This is a genomic window from Tsukamurella sp. PLM1 (genome assembly GCF_023168325.1).
GTDB lineage: Bacteria > Actinomycetota > Actinomycetes > Mycobacteriales > Mycobacteriaceae > Tsukamurella.
Genome location: NZ_AP025688.1, coordinates 3,099,725 through 3,119,551 on the forward strand (window position 1 = coordinate 3,099,725; position 19,827 = coordinate 3,119,551).

A 19,827-nucleotide genomic window follows, 5' to 3' on the forward strand; every position below is an offset into this window, starting at 1 on the left:
GCCGGGCGCTGCCCGGGCCGGTCCCGCCGCCCGGCGTCAGGCCGCGGCGGGCAGGACTGCGGCGACCTCCGGCTGGCCGGCGTCGGCGAACACGGCCGCCTCGGCCCGGGCGGCGAGGGCGCGGCGTCCGGAAGCGGCCCACTGTCCGGCGGCGATCGCCTCGGTGGCGTGGACGCGGACGGCGACGCCGCGCGCCGCGACCACCCGGGACAGCGTGTCGATCTCGGTGTCGGTGCCCACGTACGCCGCGACCGCGCTCTGCCGCGCGCCCCGCGCCGGGCCGGGCAGCCGCATCGAGTAGCGCAGCGACACCGGCACCACGTCGACGTCGGCGTCGATGGCGGCCTGGAAGAACGCCGGCCGGAAGTCGCCGCGGTGGAATCCGCAGAAGGTCGTGCCCTCGGGGAACACCGCCACGGTGCTGCCGCGGAGCAGCAGCCCGCGTACGTGCTCGACGGTGCCCGGCAGCTCGCTCAGGCGCTCGCGGCGCAGCGGGATCGCGCCGAAAGCGCGCATGACGACGGCGACGCCCCGCGCGTCGAAGATGTCGGCCTTGGCGACGAAGGCGGCGGGCGCGATCGATGCGATGGCGACGATGTCCAGCAGCGACTGGTGGTTCGCGACGACCAGCGCCCGCAGCGGCACGTTGCCCACCGGTTCCACGCGCACGCCCAGCGCGAACAGCATCGCCCGGGCCCCGCCGCGGATGACCACGCGCCGGGCGCGGCCGCCGAAGGGGTACGCCGCGATCAGGGCGATCAGTCCGCACAGCAGCACCGTGATCAGCGCCGCCCAGCGCACGATCCGCAGCCACCGCGCCGCCTCCCGCGGCTCGCCGGCGGAACACCCGCCGTCGCAGTGGGACTGCTGCTGCCAGCCGTGCCGCGGGAGCGTCGCGAGCGGGATCATGGCCTAGAGGCTCCCCGCCGCCTGCTGCAGGCGTTCGAGGTAGCGGACGTTGAACCTGGTGCGGTCGATGATCATCGGGAAGTCCGCAACGTCGAACACGGGATCGTAGCTGGGCGCGCCCATGATCTCGGCGTTCATCCGCAGGTAGCCGGTGACCAGCGGCGGGAAGGTGGGCGCGGGCCGCCGGCGCCGTGATCGGCTCGACGTCCCGATACGGGGTCACCGTCCACTGCGCGCGGTGCTTGGCGTCCACGAGCTCGCGGACGGCCCGGACGGTGGCGCCGCGCCCGTAGCCGTCGTACTGCAGGGGCACGCTGACGGCGCCCATCGCGTACCGGATCCCGCGCAGATCGCTGTAGGCGAGGAGGCCGGCCCACATCAGGCACAGGACGCCGCCCGTGCGGTGGTCGGCGCGGACGCACGCGCGGCCCATCTCCAGGGTCTCGGGCCGGATGCCGTCGAGGGCGCCCAGTTCGAACTCCGTCGCGAGGTACAGGCCGCCGGCCGCGATGGCACCGGGCGGCGGGAGGATCCGGTAGCAGCCGACGATCTCGCCGGTGGGCTTGTGCCGGATCACGAGATGGTCGCAGAACTCATCGAAGTGATCGGCGTCGCGGCCGTCGGTGACCTGGGCCATGGACGCCTCGAAGCCGGGTTCGGAACCGAACACCTCGTAGCGCAGCCGCTGCACCGTGTCGACGTCCTCGGCGCGGGTCGTGAGGACGACTGCGTAGTCGGCACCGTCGATCAGCGTCTCCGAAGCCGGCGTGCGGCCGGTGACCAGGGTTCCCGGTGTACTCATGGCCTCACAGTGGGCCCGTCAGGCGACCTGTCGGTGAACCCCGCCCGAGCGGGTCGGTGAACCCTTCTCCAACTCAGGTGAATAGCGGGCTACGGGACGGTACTAGAGCTTCGGCGGCACGAGGTTCGCGGGCATCGAGGCCGCGTACTCCGCCGCGTCGCCGAAGCGCAGCGCGCCGATGGAACCGCCCGGCGGGAGTTCGGGCTGCACGGGCGAGATGGTCCGCTCGGCCGCTAGGAGTTCGGCGACGGTGCCCGCCTCCGCCACCGCGCGCAGCTGCGACCACGTGGGCGGCAGCAGGAAGCACCGCCCGGCGGACCAGTCCGCCAGCGCCTGCGCCGCGGTGCACCAGCCGGCTTCCTCGACCTCGCTGGTGCGGTCGTCGGCCTCCTGCCCGTACGGGAGCGCGGCCAGGAAGAACCGAGTGTCGTAGCGGCGCGTCTCGCCCACCGGGGTGATCCAGTGGGCCAACGGCCGCAGCAGATCGGCGCGCAGGACGAGCCCCTCCGCACGGAGGAACTCGGCCAGGTTCACCTCGCGCCGCTCGAGCCGGGCGCGGGCGGCGGCAGGCGCTGCGACGTCGGGGGCGGCACCGTCGGGACCGGTCGCGAGGAGGACCCCGCACTCCTCGTAGGTCTCCCGGACGGCCGCGCAGACCAGCTCGCGCGCCTGCCGCTCGGAGGCCCCGAACCGGTCCGCCCACCACGCGGCGCCGGGGCCCTGCCAGGCGATGTCGGCATCGCCGTCGCGTGCGTCGACGCCGCCGCCGGGGAACACCGTCATCCCGCCCGCGAACGCCATCTGCTGGACCCTGCGCTGGAGGAACACCTCGATCCCGTCGACGCCGTCGCGGATCAGGACGACGGTGGCCGCGGCCTTGAGCGGGACGTCGGTCGCGGGAGATTCGATGTTCGAAGACATCCCGCCACCGTATCCGACGGCGTCGTCCTGCAGGCCGTGCCCGGACGGTCCACCGGATCCCGACGTCCGGTCCGTTGCACGCGCAGTACCGTTTCCGGGGTGATCGCACCTGCACAGCGGGATCGGGCGCTGCTCGCCCTGATCGCCCTCACCGCCCTCGGATTCGTCGCCTTCGGCCTCGTCATGGACGCCCCGGCCGAGGTGGCGCGCGGACTCCGCCGCATCCTCACCGCGCAGGACATGCTGATCAGCGACTTCACCGGGGTGGGCGGGGTGGGCGCGGCGTTCGTGAACGCCGGCGTGCTCACGCTGCTGGCCTGCCTCGCGTACGCCGTCACCGGCGCGAAGGTCGACGGCGCCGCGGTCGGCTGCCTGTACATGCTGCTGGGCTTCGCGCTGTTCGGGAAGTCGCTGCTCAACGTGTGGCCGATCCTGATCGGGGTCGCGCTGTACGCGATCTACCGGCGCGAGCCGCTACGGGATTACCTGACCACGGCGATCTTCGCTACGGCGCTCGCTCCGGTGGGATCGGAGATCGCGTTCAACAGCGCCCTCGCCCGCCCGCTGTCCCTGCCGCTCGGATTCGCCGTCGGCGTGCTGATCGGTTTCGTCATCCCCACGGTCGCCCGGCAGCTGTTCCGCGCACACAACGGCTTCACCCTCTACAACATGGGATTCGTGGCGGGCGTGCTGGGCGCGGTGGTGATCGCGGTGTGCCAGTCCTACGGGCTGGCGGCGCCGCCGCCCATGCAGTGGACGGTCGGCCACGACGCCGCGCTGTTGATCCTGACCGGGCTGGTCGTGGCGTCGATCGTCGTGGCGGCCTTCGTGTTCGACCCCCGCCCGTGGCGCGGGCTGCACGCACTGAACCGGCGCACCGGCCAGGCGCCGGCCGACTTCGTCGCCTCCGACGGTGCCGGGGCGACGCTGCTCAACATGGCCGCGCTGGGTGTGGTGGGGACCGGGTTCCTGCTCGCGATCGGCGCCGACGTGACCGGCCCCGCGGTGGGCGGCGTCCTCAGCATGATCGGGTTCGGCGCGTGCGGCAAGCACGTGCTGAACGCTGTCCCGGTGATGCTCGGCGTGGTGCTCGCCGCGCTGGTCAAATCCTTCGGGCTGACCGATCCCGGCGTCATCTGGCCGCTGCTGTTCGGCACCGCGCTTGCGCCGCTGGCGGGCCGCTTCGGGTGGCACTGGGGCCTGCTCGCCGGGTTCCTGCACCTGTCCGTCGCCCAGGTCGCGGGCGGCCTGACCGCCGGCCTGAACCTGTACGGCAACGGGTTCGCCGCCGGGCTCGTGGCCGCGGTCCTCTCCGCCATCGCGCTGATGTTCGTGGACAAGCGCGAGACCGACCGGCAGCGCGACCCGCTGGTGACTCCGTTGTCCTGATGCGCGGACGGTGACGGCGGCGCACGGATCTGACAAGGTGGAGAGCAGGAGGGCACGATGACGCTCCATTTCCCCGCGCTGGCCGAGCGCGTGCGATCGCAGGCCGTGCTGCAGCCCGGCCTGTACGGCACCGTCGATTTCGACGATCCCCCGTACCGGCACACCGCCGACCCGCGGGACCGGTCGACGCTGCACCCCGCGATCGGGGACCGCGCCGCGACGCTGCGCGACGAGCGACTCGTGGAACTCATCGCCACGACCACGCTGCTCGGCGACGTGGTGGCCGACCCCTACGCCTGCCTGGAGCCGCAGTACGGCACGCGAACGCTGGTGGCGATGCTGAAGCAGGCGTGCCGCGATGGCGTCGACGCGGTCCCCGACGCGCCGCACGAGTTGCGTGCGCTCCTCGCCGCGATGGAGGACGCGCCGGACTGGCTGGACGTGGAGCTGGTCGAGGAGGGCGCCCGTCTCGCCCGCGTCGGATCCGCGCTGACCTCACCGTTCATCACGCGCGGGGTGTTCCTCGCGACGTTCCTCAACACCTACGCCGCGCTGCCGATGGCCCTCACCGGCGCCCTGTCCGGCAAACGCGCCGCCCGCCGGATCAACGAGACCGCGAACTTCTTCGCCGTCACCACGCTGCCCGGCGCGCTCGACCGCTACGGGGAGGGGTTCGAGGCCGCGGCGATGGTGCGGCTCATGCACTCGATGGTCCGGTACCACGCGCTCACGCGGCCGGGCGCCTGGGACCGCGAGGTGTACGGCATCCCGATCCCCCAGGTCGACCAGATGCCGGCGGGCACCGTCGGTAGCTACCTCCTGGCGGTCAGGGCGCTGCGCACCGGCCGCGGGTTCGACGGTGCCGACCGCGCGATCGTCGAGTTCAACCGGTACCGCTGCTTCCTGCTCGGGTTGCCCGAGGAACTGTTGCCGACCACGCCGCGCGACATCGTCGACGTGTTCAACGCCCGGTCCGCGCTGCTGCGCGACGACTTCGACGACGCGACCTGCGGCGAACTCGTCCGCTCATCGATGGACGCCTACCTGCGACCCGAGCGGACCCTGTTCGACCTCGCCGCGAGCCGCGTCGAGAAAGCTTGGAGCAAGACCTCCTTCGCGATCGCCTTCTGCGGCGGGAAGCCGTCCAAGGCGGCCCGAATGGGCGTCGACTTCACCGCCCAGGACGTGACGCTCGTGGCACTCACCGCCCCGTTCATCGCGGGCCGGACCATCGGCGCCGAGATCGGCGTCCGCATCCCACTGGTGCGCGACGGCCTCGACAAGTACCTGACCCACCTGGTCCGCCGACGCCTGGCGAGTTACGGACACCCCGAATTCGTCTCCGACGGCGCGACGTACGAGCGCACCTGACAACGCCCGGAACCACCGGATCGCCGGATTTGCGATCACTACCTGTGAACAACGTTCGGATTATTCGATTCCGTGGCTGCCCCTCCATCGTGGGGCCGGCGCAGTCGGGCTCAACCCGCGCCGCTTCCCGGCTCCCCAGAGGGAGCCGGTGTCCCAGGCGCAATTCGGCGTCCCCACAGCTGCAGCTAAGGGGACATCATCTCGGGCCGGGAGAGCGGCTCCCTACAGGAGCCGGGACACATTTGCCGGCCGTGCGCATGCCGACTGCGGCGAGCGCGTTCCCGGGCGCGGGCTCGGGCCCGGAGCGCACCGTCGAGTGCGAAGGCCGCACCGAAACACGCGACGAGCGCGCCCGCGAACAGTCCGCCGGCCTGCGGAAGCAGCTCGCGGGCCGGACGGCGCACGCCCGCGCGCTCGAGCTCGCGCGAGGCCCACCACCAGTACGGGAACACCGTGATCGGCACGGTGAGCACCCCCGGTGAGTAGCCGCGGAACACCACGGAGCTTCCGAGGTGCGAGAAGCCGTGCAGGCCGTACGCGAGCACCAGGGTCTGGTAGAACCGCGACCTGCCGCCCGTGCGGGCACCGTCGACGGCGCCCCACGCGACCATGCCGCCCATCACCGCGATGGCGGTGTGCGCCACCCGGTCCGGGATTCCACCGGGCGCGGCACGCCGCGCCGCCGCGACCACGGCCCCATCGTGAACCACTCCTCCGCGTCGTGCACCGCCCACGCCCCGAGAAGCCCGAGCGAGACGGCTGAACCGACACCAGCTTTACGTTCCGTCATGTAACGAAACTATACTCGTCCCATGCCCACGTCCAGCCCCGGAAGACCGCGCAGCGCGGCGGCCGAGCGTGCGATCGTCGACGCGACCCTCGCCGAACTCGACGAGGCCGGGTACCAGGGCCTCACCATCGGCGGCGTCGCCCAGCGCGCCGGGGTGGGCCGCCCCACGATCTACCGCCGCTGGCCGGACAAGGACGCCCTCGTCGTCGGCGCCCTCATCGCGACTGTCCCGGACCTGACGACACCGTCGACCGGCGACCCCGTCGGCGACCTGCGCGCCCTGGCCACCGCCTTCCTCGACGGCATCACCGGCTCCCCGCCGCGCGCGCGGTACTCGCGGTGCACGCGGCGGGCGCGCAGCGGCCCGAGCTGCGCCGACAGCTCCACGAGCACTACCTCGCACCGCGCGGCGAGACGCTCGCGGGGGTGATCAGCCGGGCGCGCGACGCCGGGGCGATCCGCCCCGACATCGCCGACGAGCAGGTGCGCGATCTGCTGTTCGGGCCCGCCGTGTACCGCTGGCTGCTGTTCGGGGACGTCCCAACCCCGGCGGAGCTGGGCGAGCTGTTCGACCTCGCGCTGACCGCGCTGTCCTGACCCTGCGATCAGTGGCCGCCGTGCGGCGTCGAGCGCGGACCGGCGGACGGGGACGCGGATCCGGGCGTCCCGGTCCCCGGCGTGTCCATCCCCGGCATGTCGGCCATCTCCAGGCGCGCCGGCGCGGCCTGCCCTGGCCCGCGACGACGAACTGGCCCATCATGCCGCGGTCCTCGTGCAGGAGCAGGTGGCAGTGGTACATGTACGGCATCGTGAGATCCGTGTAGTCCGTGAACCGCATCGCGAGCACGCAGCGGTCGCCCGGCGCGAGGTAGACCGTGTCCTTCCACCCGCGCAACGGCGCGGGCGGCGGCGCTCCGTTGACGGAGACCACCTGGAACTGCACGTCGTGGATGTGGAAGTTGTGCGGCCAGTTGTCCTTGTTGCGCACCGTCCACACCTCGGTCGTGTCGACCGTGGGCGCGAGATCGATGCGACTCATGTCCATCCGCTCGCCGTTGATCATGTACCACTGCAGCTCGAAGGTGCGCGTGGACGGCGACGCGCTCGTGGCCCCCGGGGCCAGCGGCGCGATCGCGGCGAGCGCGCGCGGCACGGCCCCGGCGCCGGCCTCGAGCGCGCCGGCACCGACGAGCTCGAGTACGTCCAGGGTGTCGTCCTGCCCGTACTCGCGGGCGATGTCGCCGGACATCCTGCCGCGCACCGTCGTCGGGTACGAGCGGAGCATGACGCACTCGCCGGCGGTGATCGGTACGACGATCTCGGCACGCTCGCCGGGGCTGAGCATCAGCCGGTTCAGCAGCACCGGCGCCGCGAGCAGGCCGCCGTCGGAGGCGATCATCTCGAACCGCCGCCCGTCGGCGAACCCGAACTCGAAGCACCGCGCCGACGCACCGTTGAGCAGGCGCAGCCGAATCCGGCTGCGGCGCACGAGGAGGCTCGCTCCGGCAACGCCGTTCGTGATCACCGTCGGGCCGATCAGCCCGGCCTCGCCGGCACCGGTCTCGTCGAGCGCACCGTCGGGCGTGAACTTGCGGTCCTGCACCACGACGGGGATGTCGTCGACGCCGTACTCGGACGGCAGGCCGAGCGCGTCCTGCGCATCGTCGTCGAGCAGGAAGAATCCGGAGAGCCCGCGGTAGACGTGCTTCTCGGTGACGCCGTGGGGGTGCGGGTGATACCAGAGCGTCGAGGCCCGTTGTCGCACCGTCCATTCCGCCGTCCAGGTGCCGTTCGGCTCGATCATCTGGTGCGGACCGCCATCGGCGCGGGCCGGGACGTGCATACCGTGCCAGTGCACGCTCGTCGCCTCCGCGAGACGGTTGCGGACCGTGATCGCGACCTTCTCGCCGTCCCGGGCGCGCAGGGTCGGACCGAGGATGTTCCCGTTGAATCCCCATGTGGCGCTCCTGCGCCCGGCGACGATCTCCGAGGACCCTGCCTGCGCGGTGAGGTCGAAACGCCGCACCCCGTCCGCGCCGACCACCGATCTCGCGAGCGGTGGGATCGGCAGCGCGCGCCGGCCGCCGGGGAGGACGGGCGCCGACGCCGCCGGTCCGGGGCGGCACCCGGCGAGCGCGGCCCCCACGAGCGGTGCGGCGACGAGGGCGTTGAGGAAGGTGCGGCGCGATGGGCCGACGGCGCGCGGCCGCTCGGTGACGTCGTTGATCATGCCTTCAACCTCGTCGGCGGCGGAGCCCGGCGACTCCGCCCTGCGGACGTGGTTTCGCCCGCCCGGACCATCCGGGAGGGGGTTGACAATCCATGACGGAACGGCTAAGCGTGCAGGTCATGGCTTTTCGCGAGGCCGGACGGTGCCGTACGGTGCTGCCATGTCACGCACCAGCTGGACCGTCGGTGTGCGGATCGCTCCCCTCGTGGTGGTGCCCGTCCTCCTCGCGGTGAGCGTGTACCCCGGACGGTTCCACGCCTCGCCGGAATACATCGCCGGATCGATGCTCGCCGCAGCACTCTTCGCCCTCGGCAACCGCGCTCCGTTCGCGGTCTCGCTCACGCTGTCCCTGCTCTGCGGGTGGCTGCTCTCGGTGGAGGCCTGGGGGCCCGCGGGTCTGGTCCCGTACCTCGCGGCCCTCGCCCTCGCCGAACTCGCCGCCTCGCAGAGACCGCGGTGGGCGGTCGCCGCAGCGGCCGCGGTCTGGGCCGCGAGCTACATCACCGGGTCCGTGCTCGACGACGAGCAGCACACGCCGGCGCGGATCCTCGCCGAGACGATCAGCTTCGTCGGCCTGCCGGTCCTGGGCGGGTTGTACGTGCGGGAGCGGTTCACCCAGGCGGAACGCGAGCGGCGCGAGCTGGAACGCGAGGCGCTGCACGCCCGGCGGGACGAGCGCGCGGCGCTGGCCCGGGAACTGCACGACCTGGTGGCGCATCACATGTCGGCCATCTCGCTCCGGGTGGGCGTGGCGCGCACCGTGTACGCCGGCATCGATCCCGGGCTCGACGAGGTTCTCGCCGACATCCACGAGACGGCCACTGATTCGCTCGCCGACATCCGACGCCTGTTGGCCGCGATGCGGGAACGGGAACCGGTGGACGACCGGACGATCGACGACGCCGAGAGCGAGATCCGGCGCGCCGTGGACCGCACCCGCGACGCCGGTTTCGACGTGGACGCCCGGATCGATCTCGGCGACTCGCCTCCCGCCGCGATCGACGCGCTCACCCTCGTGCGCGTCGTCCAGGAGGCTCTGACCAACGTCATGAAGCACGCGCCCCGGAACGCCGCCGTCGCCGTCGACGTGCGCCGCACCGACCGAGCGTGGTCGGCGGTGGTGACGAGTCCGCTACCCGCACACCGGAACCGCGGACACGGCTACGGATTGACGGGGATGGCCGAGCGCGCCGACCTCGCGGGTGGGAGCATCACCGCCGGCCCCGACGGCGACCGGTGGGTCGTCTCCTCCGGGTGCCCACCGAACGCCCGTAGCCGGGTCTCACCGCCCGGACGCGAAGCGCGCCAACTCGACCCGCGAACCCGCGCCCGTCTTCTGCCGCAGGTTCGCGATGTGCGCCTTCACCGTCGATTCGGCGACGTGCAGCCGGCTCGCGATCGCAGCGTTGCCCAGCCCCTCGGCGACGAGGGCGAGCACGTCGTGCTCCCGAGCCGTGAGCGGCACCGCCGGCTCCGCCGCGGGCACCGGCGCCGCGGACCGGGCGCGCAGTGCGTCGCCGAGCACCCTGCGCGCGGGCCCGGGCGACATGGCGACCTCGCCGGCGACGGTGCGCCGCAAGCCGTCGAGCAGCGCCTCCGGAGCGATGTCCTTGACCAGGAACCCCGCCGCGCCCGCCGCGAGCGCGGGATACATGTGCTCATCGTCGTCGAACGTGGTCAGCACGACGATCCGCGCCGACGGATCGGCCGCGACGATCCGCTCGATGCCGTGCACCCCGTCGGTCCCCGGCATGCGCAGATCCATGAGCACGACGTCGGGAGCGAGCTCGAGGTAGGCGCGTGCCGCCTCGTCGCCGTTGGTCGCCTCGCCGGCGACGCTGAAGTCCGGGGCGGCCGTGAGGAGCATCCTCAGACCGTCCCGGATCAGCCGTTGATCATCGACGATCAGCACACTGTGCACGCGATCGACCCTAGACGGGCGGTTCTCCGAATGCACCACCACGACGGCGCGCGACGCCGCAGGATCGGACGAGCGCGGGGTGAAGCGGATACGACCGAGCCCCGCCCGAAGGATCCGGGCGGGGCTCGTCGCGTGCGGTGCTAGCGGTGGCCCGTCAGCCCTTGTGCGCCTTGACCGCCTCGGTCAGCTGCGGAGCGACGTCGAACAGGTCGCCCACAATGCCGTAGTCGGCGATCTCGAAGATCGGGGCCTCTTCGTCCTTGTTGACGGCCACGATGGTCTTCGAGGTCTGCATGCCGGCGCGGTGCTGGATGGCGCCCGAGATACCCAGGGCGATGTACAGCTGCGGCGACACGGTCTTGCCGGTCTGGCCGACCTGGAACTGGCCCGGGTAGTAGCCCGAGTCGACGGCGGCGCGCGAGGCGCCCACGGCTGCGCCGAGCGAGTCGGCGAGCGCCTCGACCACGGCGAACTTCTCCGCCGAGCCCACACCACGACCGCCGGAGACGACGATCGAGGCCTCGGTGAGCTCCGGGCGGCTGCCGCCCTGGATCGGGTTGCGCGAGGTGATCTTCACCGCGTTCTCGGCCTCGGCCGGGACCGCGACGTCCACGATCTCACCGGCGCCGGCGGCACCGTCGGCCTCGATGGCGCCGGGGCGCAGCGAGACGACGGGGGTCTCGCCACCCGCGGTGACGTCGACGGTGAACGAGCCACCGAAGATCGAGTGCGTGGCGGCGCCACCGGGGCCGAACGCGATCGCGTCGGCGACCAGGCCCGAGCCCAGGCGCGCGGCGAGGCGACCGGCGACTTCCTTACCCTCGAAGGTCGCGGCGGTGAGGACCGCAGCGGCGCCCTGGTTCTCCGCCAGCTCGGCGAGAACGCCGACCTTGGGGGTGATCAGGAAGGCGTCGGCGTCGGCCGACTCCGCGCGGTAGATCTTGGCGGCGCCGGCGGCCTTGAGCTGATCGGCGATCGCGTCGGTGGTGCCGGGGGCGCCCACGACGACGGCGGCGGGCTCACCCAGTGCCTTGGCGGCGGTCAGCAGCTCAGCCGTGACCTTCTTCAGCTTCCCGTCGACCTGCTCGACGAGGACGAGTACGTCTGCCATAACGGCTTCTCTCCTTAAGAGTGGGGTTCGAGGGGTCTTAGATGATCTTCTGGCCGATGAGGAACTGCGCCACCTTGGTGCCGCCGTCGCCCTCGTCGACGACCTTCTCGCCCGCTTCCTTGGCCGGCTTCGGGGTGACGCCCGAGACGCTGGTGCCGGCGTTCGCGCCGCCGACCTCGTCGAGCTCCACGCCGATCTCCGCGAGGGAGAGCACGGAGATCTCCTTCTTCTTCGCGGCCATGATGCCCTTGAAGGACGGGAAGCGCGGCTCGTTGATCTTCTCGTTCACCGACACGATGGCCGGGAGCGACGCCTCGAGCTCGAAGATGCCCTCGTCCGTCTCGCGCTCACCCTTGAGCGAGTCACCGTCGACGGTGAGCTTGCGCAGGTGCGTGAGCTGCGGCAGACCCAGGTACTCGGCCAGGATGGCCGGCACGGCGCCGACGCGGCCGTCGGTGGCCTCGTTGCCGGCGATGACCAGCTCGACGCCCTCGATGGTGCCAAGGGCGCGCGCGATGACCCACGCGGTCTGGATGGCGTCGGAGCCGTGCAGCGCATCGTCCTGGACGTGGACGGCCTTGTCGGCGCCCATCGACAGCGCCTTGCGGATCGCGTCCGTGGAGCTCGACGGGCCGACGGTCAGCACCGTGACCTCGCCGCCGTGGGCCTCCTTGATCTGGAGGGCCTCCTCGACCGCACGCTCGTTGATCTCGTCCAGCACCGGGTCGATCGACCGGTCGAGGCTGAAGTCATCGGCCAGCTTGCGCTCGGAACCCGTGTCAGGGACCTGCTTGATCAGTACGACTACGTTCGTCATTGGTCTTCGTCGACCTCCTGGATCTGGATTACTCGTAGGACATACCTGTAGGGCACATTCTCACACTGCCGTGGCGAGGCGCGAATCACCGCCCCAGCGCAGGCTTTGCCACGAACTTAGCACCGCCTCACGACACTGTTTAACGCCAGAGTAAGTTACCGTGGGGTAACTGTCCATGTGGGCTGGCCCACCCGCCGCCGGAGACTAGGCTGACAAGAATGTGTGATCCGCTGCCCCTGACCGGTGAGCGAACCGTCCCCGGCATCCCCGAGGAGAACTACTGGTTCCGCCGGCACGAGATCGCCTACCTGGCGATCGCCGACCGCTACGCCGGCACGACCGTGTTCGAGGCGGGAAGCGGTGAGGGCTACGGCGCCGCCATGCTGGCCGAGGCCGGCGCGCGGGTGACGGCTCTCGACTACGACGAGTCCGCCGTCGCGCACGTGCGCGCCGCGTACCCGGACGTGACGATGCTGCACGGCAACCTGGCCGAGCTGCCGCTCGAGGACGCGTCGGTGGACGCCGTCGTGAACTTCCAGGTGATCGAGCACCTATGGGACCAGCCGCAGTTCCTCCGCGAGGTGGCGCGCATCCTGCGCCCCGGTGGCGAGCTGGCGATCTCCACCCCCAATCGCGTCACCTTCTCCCCCGGCCGCGACACCCCGCTCAATCCGTTCCACACGCGCGAGCTCAACTCGGCCGAGCTGACCGAGCTGCTCAAGGACGCGGGCCTGACGGTGACCGAGAAGCTGGGCGTGTTCCACGGGCCGCGCCTCGCCGAACTGGATCGAACCCACGGAGGCTCGTTCATCGACGCCCAGATCGAACGTTCCTTGGCCGGCGAGCCCTGGCCCGAGCAACTGTCGAACGACGTCGCCGCTGTCGCGGCGACGGACTTCGACCTGCGCGCCGACGCTCCCGACAGCCTGGACCTGTTCTTCTACGCGAAGAAGCCGGACGCGTGAGCGCACCGTCGGCCTCGCGGCGCGAGCCGGGCATGCTCGCGTTCGTCCTGCACTCCCACCTGCCGTGGCTCGCGCACCACGGCGCGTGGCCCGTGGGCGAGGAATGGCTCTACCAGTCCTGGGCGGCGTCGTACCTGCGCGTGACCGAGGTACTGGAAACCCTTACGGCCGAGGGCCGTACCGATCAGCTCACGCTCGGCGTGACCCCCGTCCTCGCGGCCCAGCTCGACGATCCGTACTGCCTCGAAGCCATGCACCACTACCTCGGCAACTGGCAGCTCCGGGCCCACGAGGCGGCGCTCTCCGGCCGGCGGGCCGCGGCGGAGCTCGGCGCGCGCGAGCACCGCAACGCCGCACACGCACTCGAGCGGTTCGAGACCCGGTGGCGCCACGGCGGCACCCCGTGCTGCGCCGCCGGCCGACGCCGGCACCGTCGAACTACTGGGAGGGCCACTCGCGCACCCGTTCCAGCCCCTGCTCGACCCGCGTCTGCGCGAGCTGTCGCTGCGGGAGGGCCTCGCGTACGGGCGGGCCCGACTGGGATCGCCCGCGCGCACCGGCATCTGGGCACCCGAGTGCGCCTACAAGCCCGGCATGGAGACCGGGTACGAGGCCGCCGGCGTCACGCACTTCATGGTCGACGGACCCACCCTCGGTGGCGATACCGCGCTGGCCCGCCCGGTCGGGGATTCGACGGTGCTCGCCTTCGGCCGGGACCTGCCCGTCAGCTACCGGGTGTGGTCGCCCAGGTCCGGCTACCCCGGCCACGCCGCGTACCGCGACTTCTACGCGCACGACCACGCGACCGGCCTCAAGCCGAGCCGCGTCACCGGCAAGAAGGTCGCCGAGGCGGACAAGGCGCCGTACGACCCGCGCGCGCCGACGCCGCGATCGACAAGCACGTCGCGGACTTCGTGGACACCGTGGTCGCACGGGTGCGGTCGGAGAGCGCACGGATCGGCCGGGACGCCCTGGTGGTCGCGGCCTTCGACACGGAGCTGTTCGGCCACTGGTGGTACGAGGGCCCTATCTGGCTCGAGCGGGTCCTGCGCGCCCTGCCCGAGGCGGGCGTCCGGGTGGGCACGCTGCGCTCCGCCGCCGAGGCCGGCTACGTGGGCGCCGCCCGGGAGATCCCCGCGAGCTCCTGGGGCTCGGGCAAGGACTGGCACGTCTGGGACGGCCCGCAGGTACGCGAGTTCGTGGACCTCAACGACGAGATCACCACGACGGTGCTGCGCGTCCTGGACAAGCGCCGCGGACGGGTCCGCGACGTGGTGTCCGACCAGGTCCTGCAGGAGGGGCTGATGTGCCTGCAGTCGGACTGGCCGTTCATGGTCTCCAAGGACACCGCCGCCGGATACGCGCGTGACCGCGCCTACAAGCACGCGCACGCACTCCGCGAGATCGCCGAGGCCGCCGAGCGCGGCGACGAGGGCCGGGCCGTCGCGCTGGCGCGGGCGTGGAAGCGGGCCGACGACCCCTTCCCGGGCTCGACGCACGGCGCCTCCCCGCGCCGCTGGGAGGCCACTGACATGCGCGTACTCCTCGTCTCCTGGGAATACCCTCCGGTCGTGGTCGGCGGGCTCGGCCGGCACGTACACCACCTGGCGCTGCAGCTGCGGGACCAGGGTCACGAGGTCGTCGTGCTCTCGCGGCAGCCCACCGGCACCGACCCGCGGACCCACCCGACCACCGACGCGAGCGTCGACGGCATCCGCGTGATCATGGCCGCCGAGGACCCGCTGGCCCTCGACTTCGGCACGGACATGATGCCGTGGGTGCTCTCGATGGGGCACTCCATGCTGCGGGCGGGGCTGCGCCTGGCCGGGTTCAACCCGACCGCGGGCGAGGACGCCCTGCACGGGGCGGGCTCCGTGGGCCGGCCGTGGGTGCCCGACGTGGTGCACGCGCACGACTGGCTCGCCGCGCACGCCGCCGTCGGGCTCGCCGAGGCCTTCGACGCGCCGCTCGTCGCGACCGTCCACGCCACCGAGGCCGGGCGGCACAGCGGTTGGGTGTCCGGTCCCGTCAATCGGCAGGTGCACTCCACCGAGATGTGGCTTGCCAACGAGGCCGACGCCGTGATCACGTGCTCGCGCTCGATGTCCGACGAGGTCAATCGCCTGTTCGGGCCCGGCCTCGCGCAGCTGCACGTGATCGCGAACGGCATCGACTCGTCGCTGTGGCCCTTCCGGGACCGGTCCGCGGCGGTCCGGTCCGGGGCCCGACGGGGCGCCCCCGCCTGCTGTACGTCGGCCGGCTGGAGTACGAGAAGGGGGTGCAGGACCTGGTCGCCGCGCTGGCCCGGGTGCGCCGCACGCACCCCGGGACCACGCTGACGGTGGCCGGGGACGGCACGCAGGCGGCGTGGCTGCGCGACGTCGCCCGCGAGCACCGGGTCCTGCGCGCCGTGGAGTTCACGGGCGCACTCGACCACGAGGAGCTGGTCGCGCAGTTGCACTCGGCCGACGCGCTGGTGATCCCGTCGCGGTACGAGCCGTTCGGGATCGTCGCGCTCGAGGGCGCCGCCACCGGGATTCCGGTGATCGCGACGACCGCGGGCGGCCTCGCCGACTTCATCCGGTCCGGCGAGACCGGGGAGTCGGTCGAACCCGCCGACGTGCCGGGGCTGACGGCCGCGATCCGTGGCGTGCTCGACGACCCGGCCGCCGCGCACCGTCGGGCCGCCGCGGCGCGGGTCGAAGTCGAGGAGCTGACCTGGGAGGCCGTTGCCCGCGAGACCGTCCAGGTGTACCTGGCTGCGAAGCGGCGCCCCGGAACCCGTTGGGCCGCCGCGTGATCGACGAACGTCCGCTCCCCGAACGGGACCCGACGAACCCGGTGTGAGGTGCCGACACCGGCGACCCGTGGCATCGTCGGGGCATGACGACGCGACCGGAAGACGTCCTGCCCGACGACCAGAACTCCGCCGATTTCGGCGGCGTTCCGCTGCGCAAGGGGACGGTGGCCGCGTTCGTGCGGAACGCACAGGCCCTGGAGGCCGCGCCGGAGGGCTCGCCTGAGGCCGGCGAGCTCGTCGCCGCGCTGGCCGACGCCGTACCGCAGCTCCGCGCGATCGGTGTCCTCGACGTCTTCGCCCCCGTCTCGCCCCGCCTCCGGGCGGTGGTGGACGCCGCGGAGGGCTGAGCGTGCTGATCCGGAACGAGACTCCGGAGGACCACGCGGCGGTCGCGGGTGTGCATCGGAGCGCGTTCGCGCCGATGACGCCGCCGGGCCGGACGGAGCCGGTCGAGGTCGCCCTGATCGCGGCGTTGCGCCGCAGTGGCGCGTGGATCGACGAGCTGTCCTTCGTCGCCGAAGACGACGACGGCGCCGTGATCGGCCACGTCTGCCTCACCCGCGCGACCGTCGGCGAGGTGCCCGTCCTCGCCCTGGGGCCGCTGGGCGTCCGGTCGGACCTGCACGCGCGGGGCGCCGGTTCGGCCCTCATGCTGGCCTCGCTCGGCGCGGCCGATGCCCTCGGCGAGCGGCTCGTCGCGCTGCTCGGGCACAGCGGCTACTACCCGCGATTCGGCTTCGTCCCGGGCGCGGACCTCGGCGTGACACCCGACGTCGCGGAGTGGTCCGGAGACTCGTTCATGGTGTGCACGCTGGGCGCGTACACACCGGACCTGCGCGGCGAATTCCACTACGCGCGACCGTTCTACGAGCTGTGAACCCGACCGCCCGGGCGGTCAGCGCGCGGTCAGCGCCGTCAGATCCAGCCTGACCGGGTGCCCTGCGACATGCAGCACCTGGATGCCCGAGAACTCCCCGTCGAGCTCGTACATCCCGTCCACCAGGGTGAAGGCCCGAAGTGAGATGGGCGGATCGAGGTCGATGATCCAGTACTGCGCGATGCCCGCCTCGGCGTACTCGGCGAACTTCATCACCCGATCGACCCGCCGGGTGCCTTCCGAAAGCACTTCGACCGCCAACCGGACGTCGGCGCCGAACAACCGCGGGGGATTCGCATCGACGACGGCGGAATCGGCGACCACGATGTCGGGGATCCGCACGGTGAGCGGCTTCTTGCTCAGCACGACGTCAACCTCGGCGAGCGGCGACCATCGGCGCGGTAGATCCTCCTCCAACCGGGCGAGCAGCCGGTGCAGCGCGCGCTGATGAAAGGCGTATCCCCTGGGTGACACGGTGCGAACCCCTTCGACGACCTCGATCTTCAGTCGCTCGTCCTCGGGAAGCTCACGCCACTCGTCGAAGGTGTACAGGTGATCGCTCATCACCGGCATCGTCATGGTCTCCCCCTCGCCTTGCGACGTCACTGCAGGGTTGCACGGCCCACTGACGAGTTTAGATCGTCCTCGGATCCGCGGCCGGGCACAGCGCGTGATCATTCCGCGGGCAGTCCGCGGGCCTCGGCCTTCTTGCGCTCGATGTCGGCCAGCGCCCGCTCGAGCTCGGCGCGCTCGGCGACGGACGCCTCCCACATGTCCTTGCGGTTCTTCACCACGCGCGCGGGCGAGCCGACCGCGATCGAGTACGGCGGGATCTCGCCGCGGACCACGGCGTGCGCGCCGAGGACGGTGCCGTGCCCGATCAGGGTGTTGCGGGTGACGGTGACCTTCGTGCCGACCCAGGTGTCGCCGCCGATGCGCACCGGCCCCTTGACGATCCCCTGGTCCTTGATGGGGACGTTGATGTCGTCCATCTTGTGGTCGAAGTCGCAGATGTAGCACCAGTCGGCGACCAGCGACGCCGGCCCGAACTCGATGTCGAGGTAGCAGTTGACCACGTTGTCGCGGCCGAACACCGACTTGTCGCTGATGCGCAGCGAGCCCTCGTGGCAGCGGATCTTGTTGGAGTCGCCGATGTGCACCCAGCGGCCGATCTCCATGCGCCCGAGCCCGGGCGTCGCGTGGATCTCGACGTTCTTGCCGAGGAACACCATCCCCTTGAGCACGATGTGCGGGTTCGCCAGCCGGAACTTGGCGAGCCGGAGGTACCGCACCAGGTACCAGGGCGTGTACGCCTTGTTCTTCAGGACCCAGCGCAGCGACGCGAGGGTGAGGAAACGCGCCTGCACGTCGGCCTGGCGCGCGTGACGCCAGCGCGACCGGTACGGGGCGTTCCACATGCTCGTCATGTCGGTGAGCCTATCCGGCGGTGCGCCCCGCGGGTCCCGGAAGGTCGCCGCGATACTCTGTGGGGCGATAACGCGACGAGGCGAGGAGACACATGCGGTTGGGTAGGCGCGCGCTCACACTGGGCGCGACGATGGCTGCCGCTGCGGTCCTGGTCTCGTGCTCCCCCGACGACACCTGGGTGTACGCCGACGATTCCGCGGCCTGGCCCGGCATGTACGGCGATTCGCGCAACAACTCGTATTCGGACCGGGACGCGGCACCGTCGTTGGTCCCGGCCTGGAACCGGGCGCTCGTCGGCACCAACCTGGCGCAGCCCGCGATCACCAACCGGGGCACCGTCGCCGTCACCGCCGCCACCGAGACGGGCTGCACCACGTTCACGCTCGAGCTCACCGTGGGCCGCAAGAAGTACTGCCGGCGCGATGCGCCCGGCGCCGACCTGCAGGCCCCCGTCGTCGATCAGTTCGAGTACTCCTATCTCGGCATCCCCGGCTGGCTCTACAGCTTCAACCCCGACAACCAGGTGCGCTGGCGCTACCCACCGCGGGTGCGCCACTGTGGATCAAACTCGCGGGCGACAACACGGTGCTCGCCGTGACCCACCTCGGCCAGATGGTCCTGGTCGACTCACACGACGGGGTCGCCGCGGGCGCCGCGATCGGCCTGCTGCCGAAGATCTCCGCGGACTACAACGGCGCCGGCCTCGGCGACTGCGCGAAGAACGGCCCCGCGTGCCCGGTCTCCGGCCCACCGGCGGTCGACACCGAGGCCGAGCGCGCCTACGTGATCGTGGGCGGGGGCACCGGGCCGGGCGCGGCACCGTCGAAGGTGATGGCGGTGGCGTACGACAAGAACGGCGGCACCCGCCACGACCTGCGGTACGCGTGGGAGCGCACGGACATCGCCGACGGTGCGGTCGGCTCGCCCGCGCTGTCCGACGACCGGTCGACGCTGTACGTGAACCTGCGCTCGGGCGAACTCGCGGCCCTCGACGCCGAGACCGGTAAGACGAAGTGGACGTACGACCTGGGCTACGAGACGGCGGTCCCGCCGTCGGTCTCGCCGGACGGGATCATCATCCCCGCCGCTCCCGGGCTGCAGCGCGCCTCGTTCGTCGCGCTTCGCGACGAGGGCGACAAGGCCACGGAGGTGTTCAAGCGCACCGACGTCGCGATGATCTCGCCCGTCACCCAGATCCGCGGCGGCATCGGCTACGCGGTGGTCCGCTCGTGGGCGCGGGTCCAGTCGCAGCTGCTCGAATTCCGCACCGACACCGGCACCACGCTGCGGACGTTCGCCCTCCCGGACTCCGTCGAGTCGTCGTCCGGCGTGTCGATCGGTCCCGACGGTGAGCTCGTCACCGTCGGCCAGGACGGCACCGTCTTCGCCTTCACCTCCGGTCGCCGGATCGGCGACAGCGTCGCCAAGGAGTGACGCGCCGCGCGGTCTCCGCGCGGGGCGGTGTTACGCCCGGATGACCGGCCCGGTTACCTCCC

The 19,827-nt window shown here is 71.9% G+C and carries 17 protein-coding genes and 6 pseudogenes; 12 read left to right on the forward strand and 11 right to left on the reverse strand.

Annotation, left to right across the window (positions count from 1 at the left end):
- Positions 1–36: 36 nt before the first annotated feature.
- The 4 genes and pseudogenes from MTP03_RS15880 to MTP03_RS15890 form a co-directional block, all read right to left on the reverse strand.
- Positions 37–909, reverse strand: coding sequence for a 1-acyl-sn-glycerol-3-phosphate acyltransferase (locus MTP03_RS15880; protein ID WP_248489063.1), 873 nt, complete (start codon positions 907–909; stop codon positions 37–39).
- A gap of 3 nt (positions 910–912) precedes the next feature.
- On the reverse strand, positions 913–1,047 hold the full coding sequence (locus MTP03_RS23915; RefSeq protein WP_371820780.1) for a hypothetical protein: 135 nt from the start codon (positions 1,045–1,047) through the stop codon (positions 913–915).
- 292 nt (positions 1,048–1,339) lie between these two features.
- Positions 1,340–1,711, reverse strand: a pseudogene (locus tag MTP03_RS23920) (GNAT family N-acetyltransferase); the annotation flags it as partial.
- A gap of 102 nt (positions 1,712–1,813) precedes the next feature.
- Positions 1,814–2,632, reverse strand: coding sequence for an NUDIX hydrolase (locus tag MTP03_RS15890; protein ID WP_248489064.1), 819 nt, complete (start codon positions 2,630–2,632; stop codon positions 1,814–1,816).
- Between the two features lie 99 nt (positions 2,633–2,731).
- On the opposite strand from MTP03_RS15890, the gene MTP03_RS15895 reads away from it, so the two are divergent.
- The gene (locus MTP03_RS15895; protein WP_248489065.1) at positions 2,732–4,021 is read left to right on the forward strand and encodes a DUF1576 domain-containing protein; all 1,290 of its coding nucleotides are present in this window, start codon (positions 2,732–2,734) and stop codon (positions 4,019–4,021) included.
- A 57-nt stretch (positions 4,022–4,078) separates the two neighbouring features.
- Positions 4,079–5,392, forward strand: a complete 1,314-nt coding sequence (locus tag MTP03_RS15900) for an oxygenase MpaB family protein (protein ID WP_248489066.1) — start codon at positions 4,079–4,081, stop codon at positions 5,390–5,392.
- 185 nt (positions 5,393–5,577) lie between these two features.
- Here MTP03_RS15900 and MTP03_RS15905 read toward each other — a convergent pair whose 3' ends face one another.
- Entirely contained in the window at positions 5,578–6,084 is a 507-nt protein-coding gene (locus MTP03_RS15905) for an HXXEE domain-containing protein (protein ID WP_248489067.1), read from the reverse strand.
- A gap of 120 nt (positions 6,085–6,204) precedes the next feature.
- Between MTP03_RS15905 and MTP03_RS23925 the strand changes: the two are divergent.
- Positions 6,205–6,327 (forward strand): annotated as a pseudogene (locus tag MTP03_RS23925) (TetR family transcriptional regulator); the annotation flags it as partial.
- A 194-nt stretch (positions 6,328–6,521) separates the two neighbouring features.
- Positions 6,522–6,698, forward strand: a pseudogene (locus tag MTP03_RS23930) (TetR-like C-terminal domain-containing protein); the annotation flags it as partial.
- On the opposite strand, the gene MTP03_RS15920 reads toward MTP03_RS23930, so the two are convergent.
- A complete protein-coding gene (locus MTP03_RS15920) occupies positions 6,613–8,412 on the reverse strand; it encodes a multicopper oxidase family protein (RefSeq protein WP_371820781.1) in 1,800 nt (599 codons plus the stop codon). The pseudogene MTP03_RS23930 and the gene MTP03_RS15920 sit on opposite strands and share 86 nt — an antisense overlap.
- 721 nt (positions 8,413–9,133) lie before the next feature.
- Here MTP03_RS15920 and MTP03_RS15925 point away from each other — a divergent pair.
- Positions 9,134–9,223, forward strand: a pseudogene (locus MTP03_RS15925) (hypothetical protein); the annotation flags it as partial.
- A gap of 471 nt (positions 9,224–9,694) precedes the next feature.
- On the opposite strand, the gene MTP03_RS15930 reads toward MTP03_RS15925, so the two are convergent.
- From MTP03_RS15930 to MTP03_RS15940, 3 genes are all read right to left on the reverse strand, one after another.
- Positions 9,695–10,279 (reverse strand): response regulator, encoded by a 585-nt coding sequence (locus MTP03_RS15930; protein WP_371820983.1) that lies wholly within the window; start codon positions 10,277–10,279, stop codon positions 9,695–9,697.
- Positions 10,280–10,487: 208 nt separating this feature from the next.
- Positions 10,488–11,444 carry an electron transfer flavoprotein subunit alpha/FixB family protein gene (locus MTP03_RS15935; RefSeq protein ID WP_248489070.1) on the reverse strand — a complete coding sequence of 319 codons (957 nt, stop codon included), beginning with the start codon at positions 11,442–11,444 and terminating at the stop codon, positions 10,488–10,490.
- A 37-nt stretch (positions 11,445–11,481) separates the two neighbouring features.
- Positions 11,482–12,261: an electron transfer flavoprotein subunit beta/FixA family protein gene (locus tag MTP03_RS15940; RefSeq protein WP_248489071.1), complete on the reverse strand. Its 780-nt coding sequence runs from the start codon at positions 12,259–12,261 to the stop codon at positions 11,482–11,484.
- A 218-nt stretch (positions 12,262–12,479) separates the two neighbouring features.
- Between MTP03_RS15940 and MTP03_RS15945 the strand changes: the two genes are divergently transcribed.
- The 5 genes and pseudogenes from MTP03_RS15945 to MTP03_RS15965 all read left to right on the forward strand — a co-directional run bounded on the left by MTP03_RS15945 (position 12,480) and on the right by MTP03_RS15965 (position 16,903).
- Complete coding sequence (locus tag MTP03_RS15945; RefSeq protein ID WP_248489072.1) at positions 12,480–13,226, forward strand: bifunctional 2-polyprenyl-6-hydroxyphenol methylase/3-demethylubiquinol 3-O-methyltransferase UbiG; 747 nt, start codon at positions 12,480–12,482, stop codon at positions 13,224–13,226.
- Between the two features lie 32 nt (positions 13,227–13,258).
- Positions 13,259–14,757 (forward strand): annotated as a pseudogene (locus MTP03_RS15950) (1,4-alpha-glucan branching protein domain-containing protein).
- 1 nt (position 14,758) lies between these two features.
- Positions 14,759–16,073, forward strand: a pseudogene (locus MTP03_RS15955) (glycosyltransferase family 4 protein).
- A gap of 36 nt (positions 16,074–16,109) precedes the next feature.
- Positions 16,110–16,373, forward strand: coding sequence for a hypothetical protein (locus MTP03_RS15960; protein WP_248489073.1), 264 nt, complete (start codon positions 16,110–16,112; stop codon positions 16,371–16,373).
- Between the two features lie 2 nt (positions 16,374–16,375).
- Positions 16,376–16,903: a GNAT family N-acetyltransferase gene (locus MTP03_RS15965; protein WP_248489074.1), complete on the forward strand. Its 528-nt coding sequence runs from the start codon at positions 16,376–16,378 to the stop codon at positions 16,901–16,903.
- Positions 16,904–16,921: 18 nt separating this feature from the next.
- Here the strand turns inward: MTP03_RS15965 and MTP03_RS15970 are convergent, their stop codons facing one another.
- On the reverse strand, positions 16,922–17,581 hold the full coding sequence (locus MTP03_RS15970; RefSeq protein ID WP_248489075.1) for a Uma2 family endonuclease: 660 nt from the start codon (positions 17,579–17,581) through the stop codon (positions 16,922–16,924).
- Positions 17,578–18,330, reverse strand: a complete 753-nt coding sequence (locus MTP03_RS15975) for an acyltransferase (RefSeq protein ID WP_248489076.1) — start codon at positions 18,328–18,330, stop codon at positions 17,578–17,580. The genes MTP03_RS15970 and MTP03_RS15975 overlap by 4 nt, the downstream gene beginning before the upstream one ends.
- Before the next feature lie 92 nt (positions 18,331–18,422).
- Here MTP03_RS15975 and MTP03_RS15980 point away from each other — a divergent pair, with 92 nt between their 5' ends.
- Together MTP03_RS15980 and MTP03_RS15985 are read left to right on the forward strand one after the other, a co-directional pair.
- Complete coding sequence (locus tag MTP03_RS15980; RefSeq protein WP_248489077.1) at positions 18,423–18,929, forward strand: hypothetical protein; 507 nt, start codon at positions 18,423–18,425, stop codon at positions 18,927–18,929.
- Positions 18,926–19,765, forward strand: coding sequence for a PQQ-binding-like beta-propeller repeat protein (locus MTP03_RS15985; protein ID WP_248489078.1), 840 nt, complete (start codon positions 18,926–18,928; stop codon positions 19,763–19,765). Before MTP03_RS15980 ends, MTP03_RS15985 begins: the two co-directional genes overlap by 4 nt.
- The last annotated feature ends 62 nt before the right edge of the window (positions 19,766–19,827 follow it).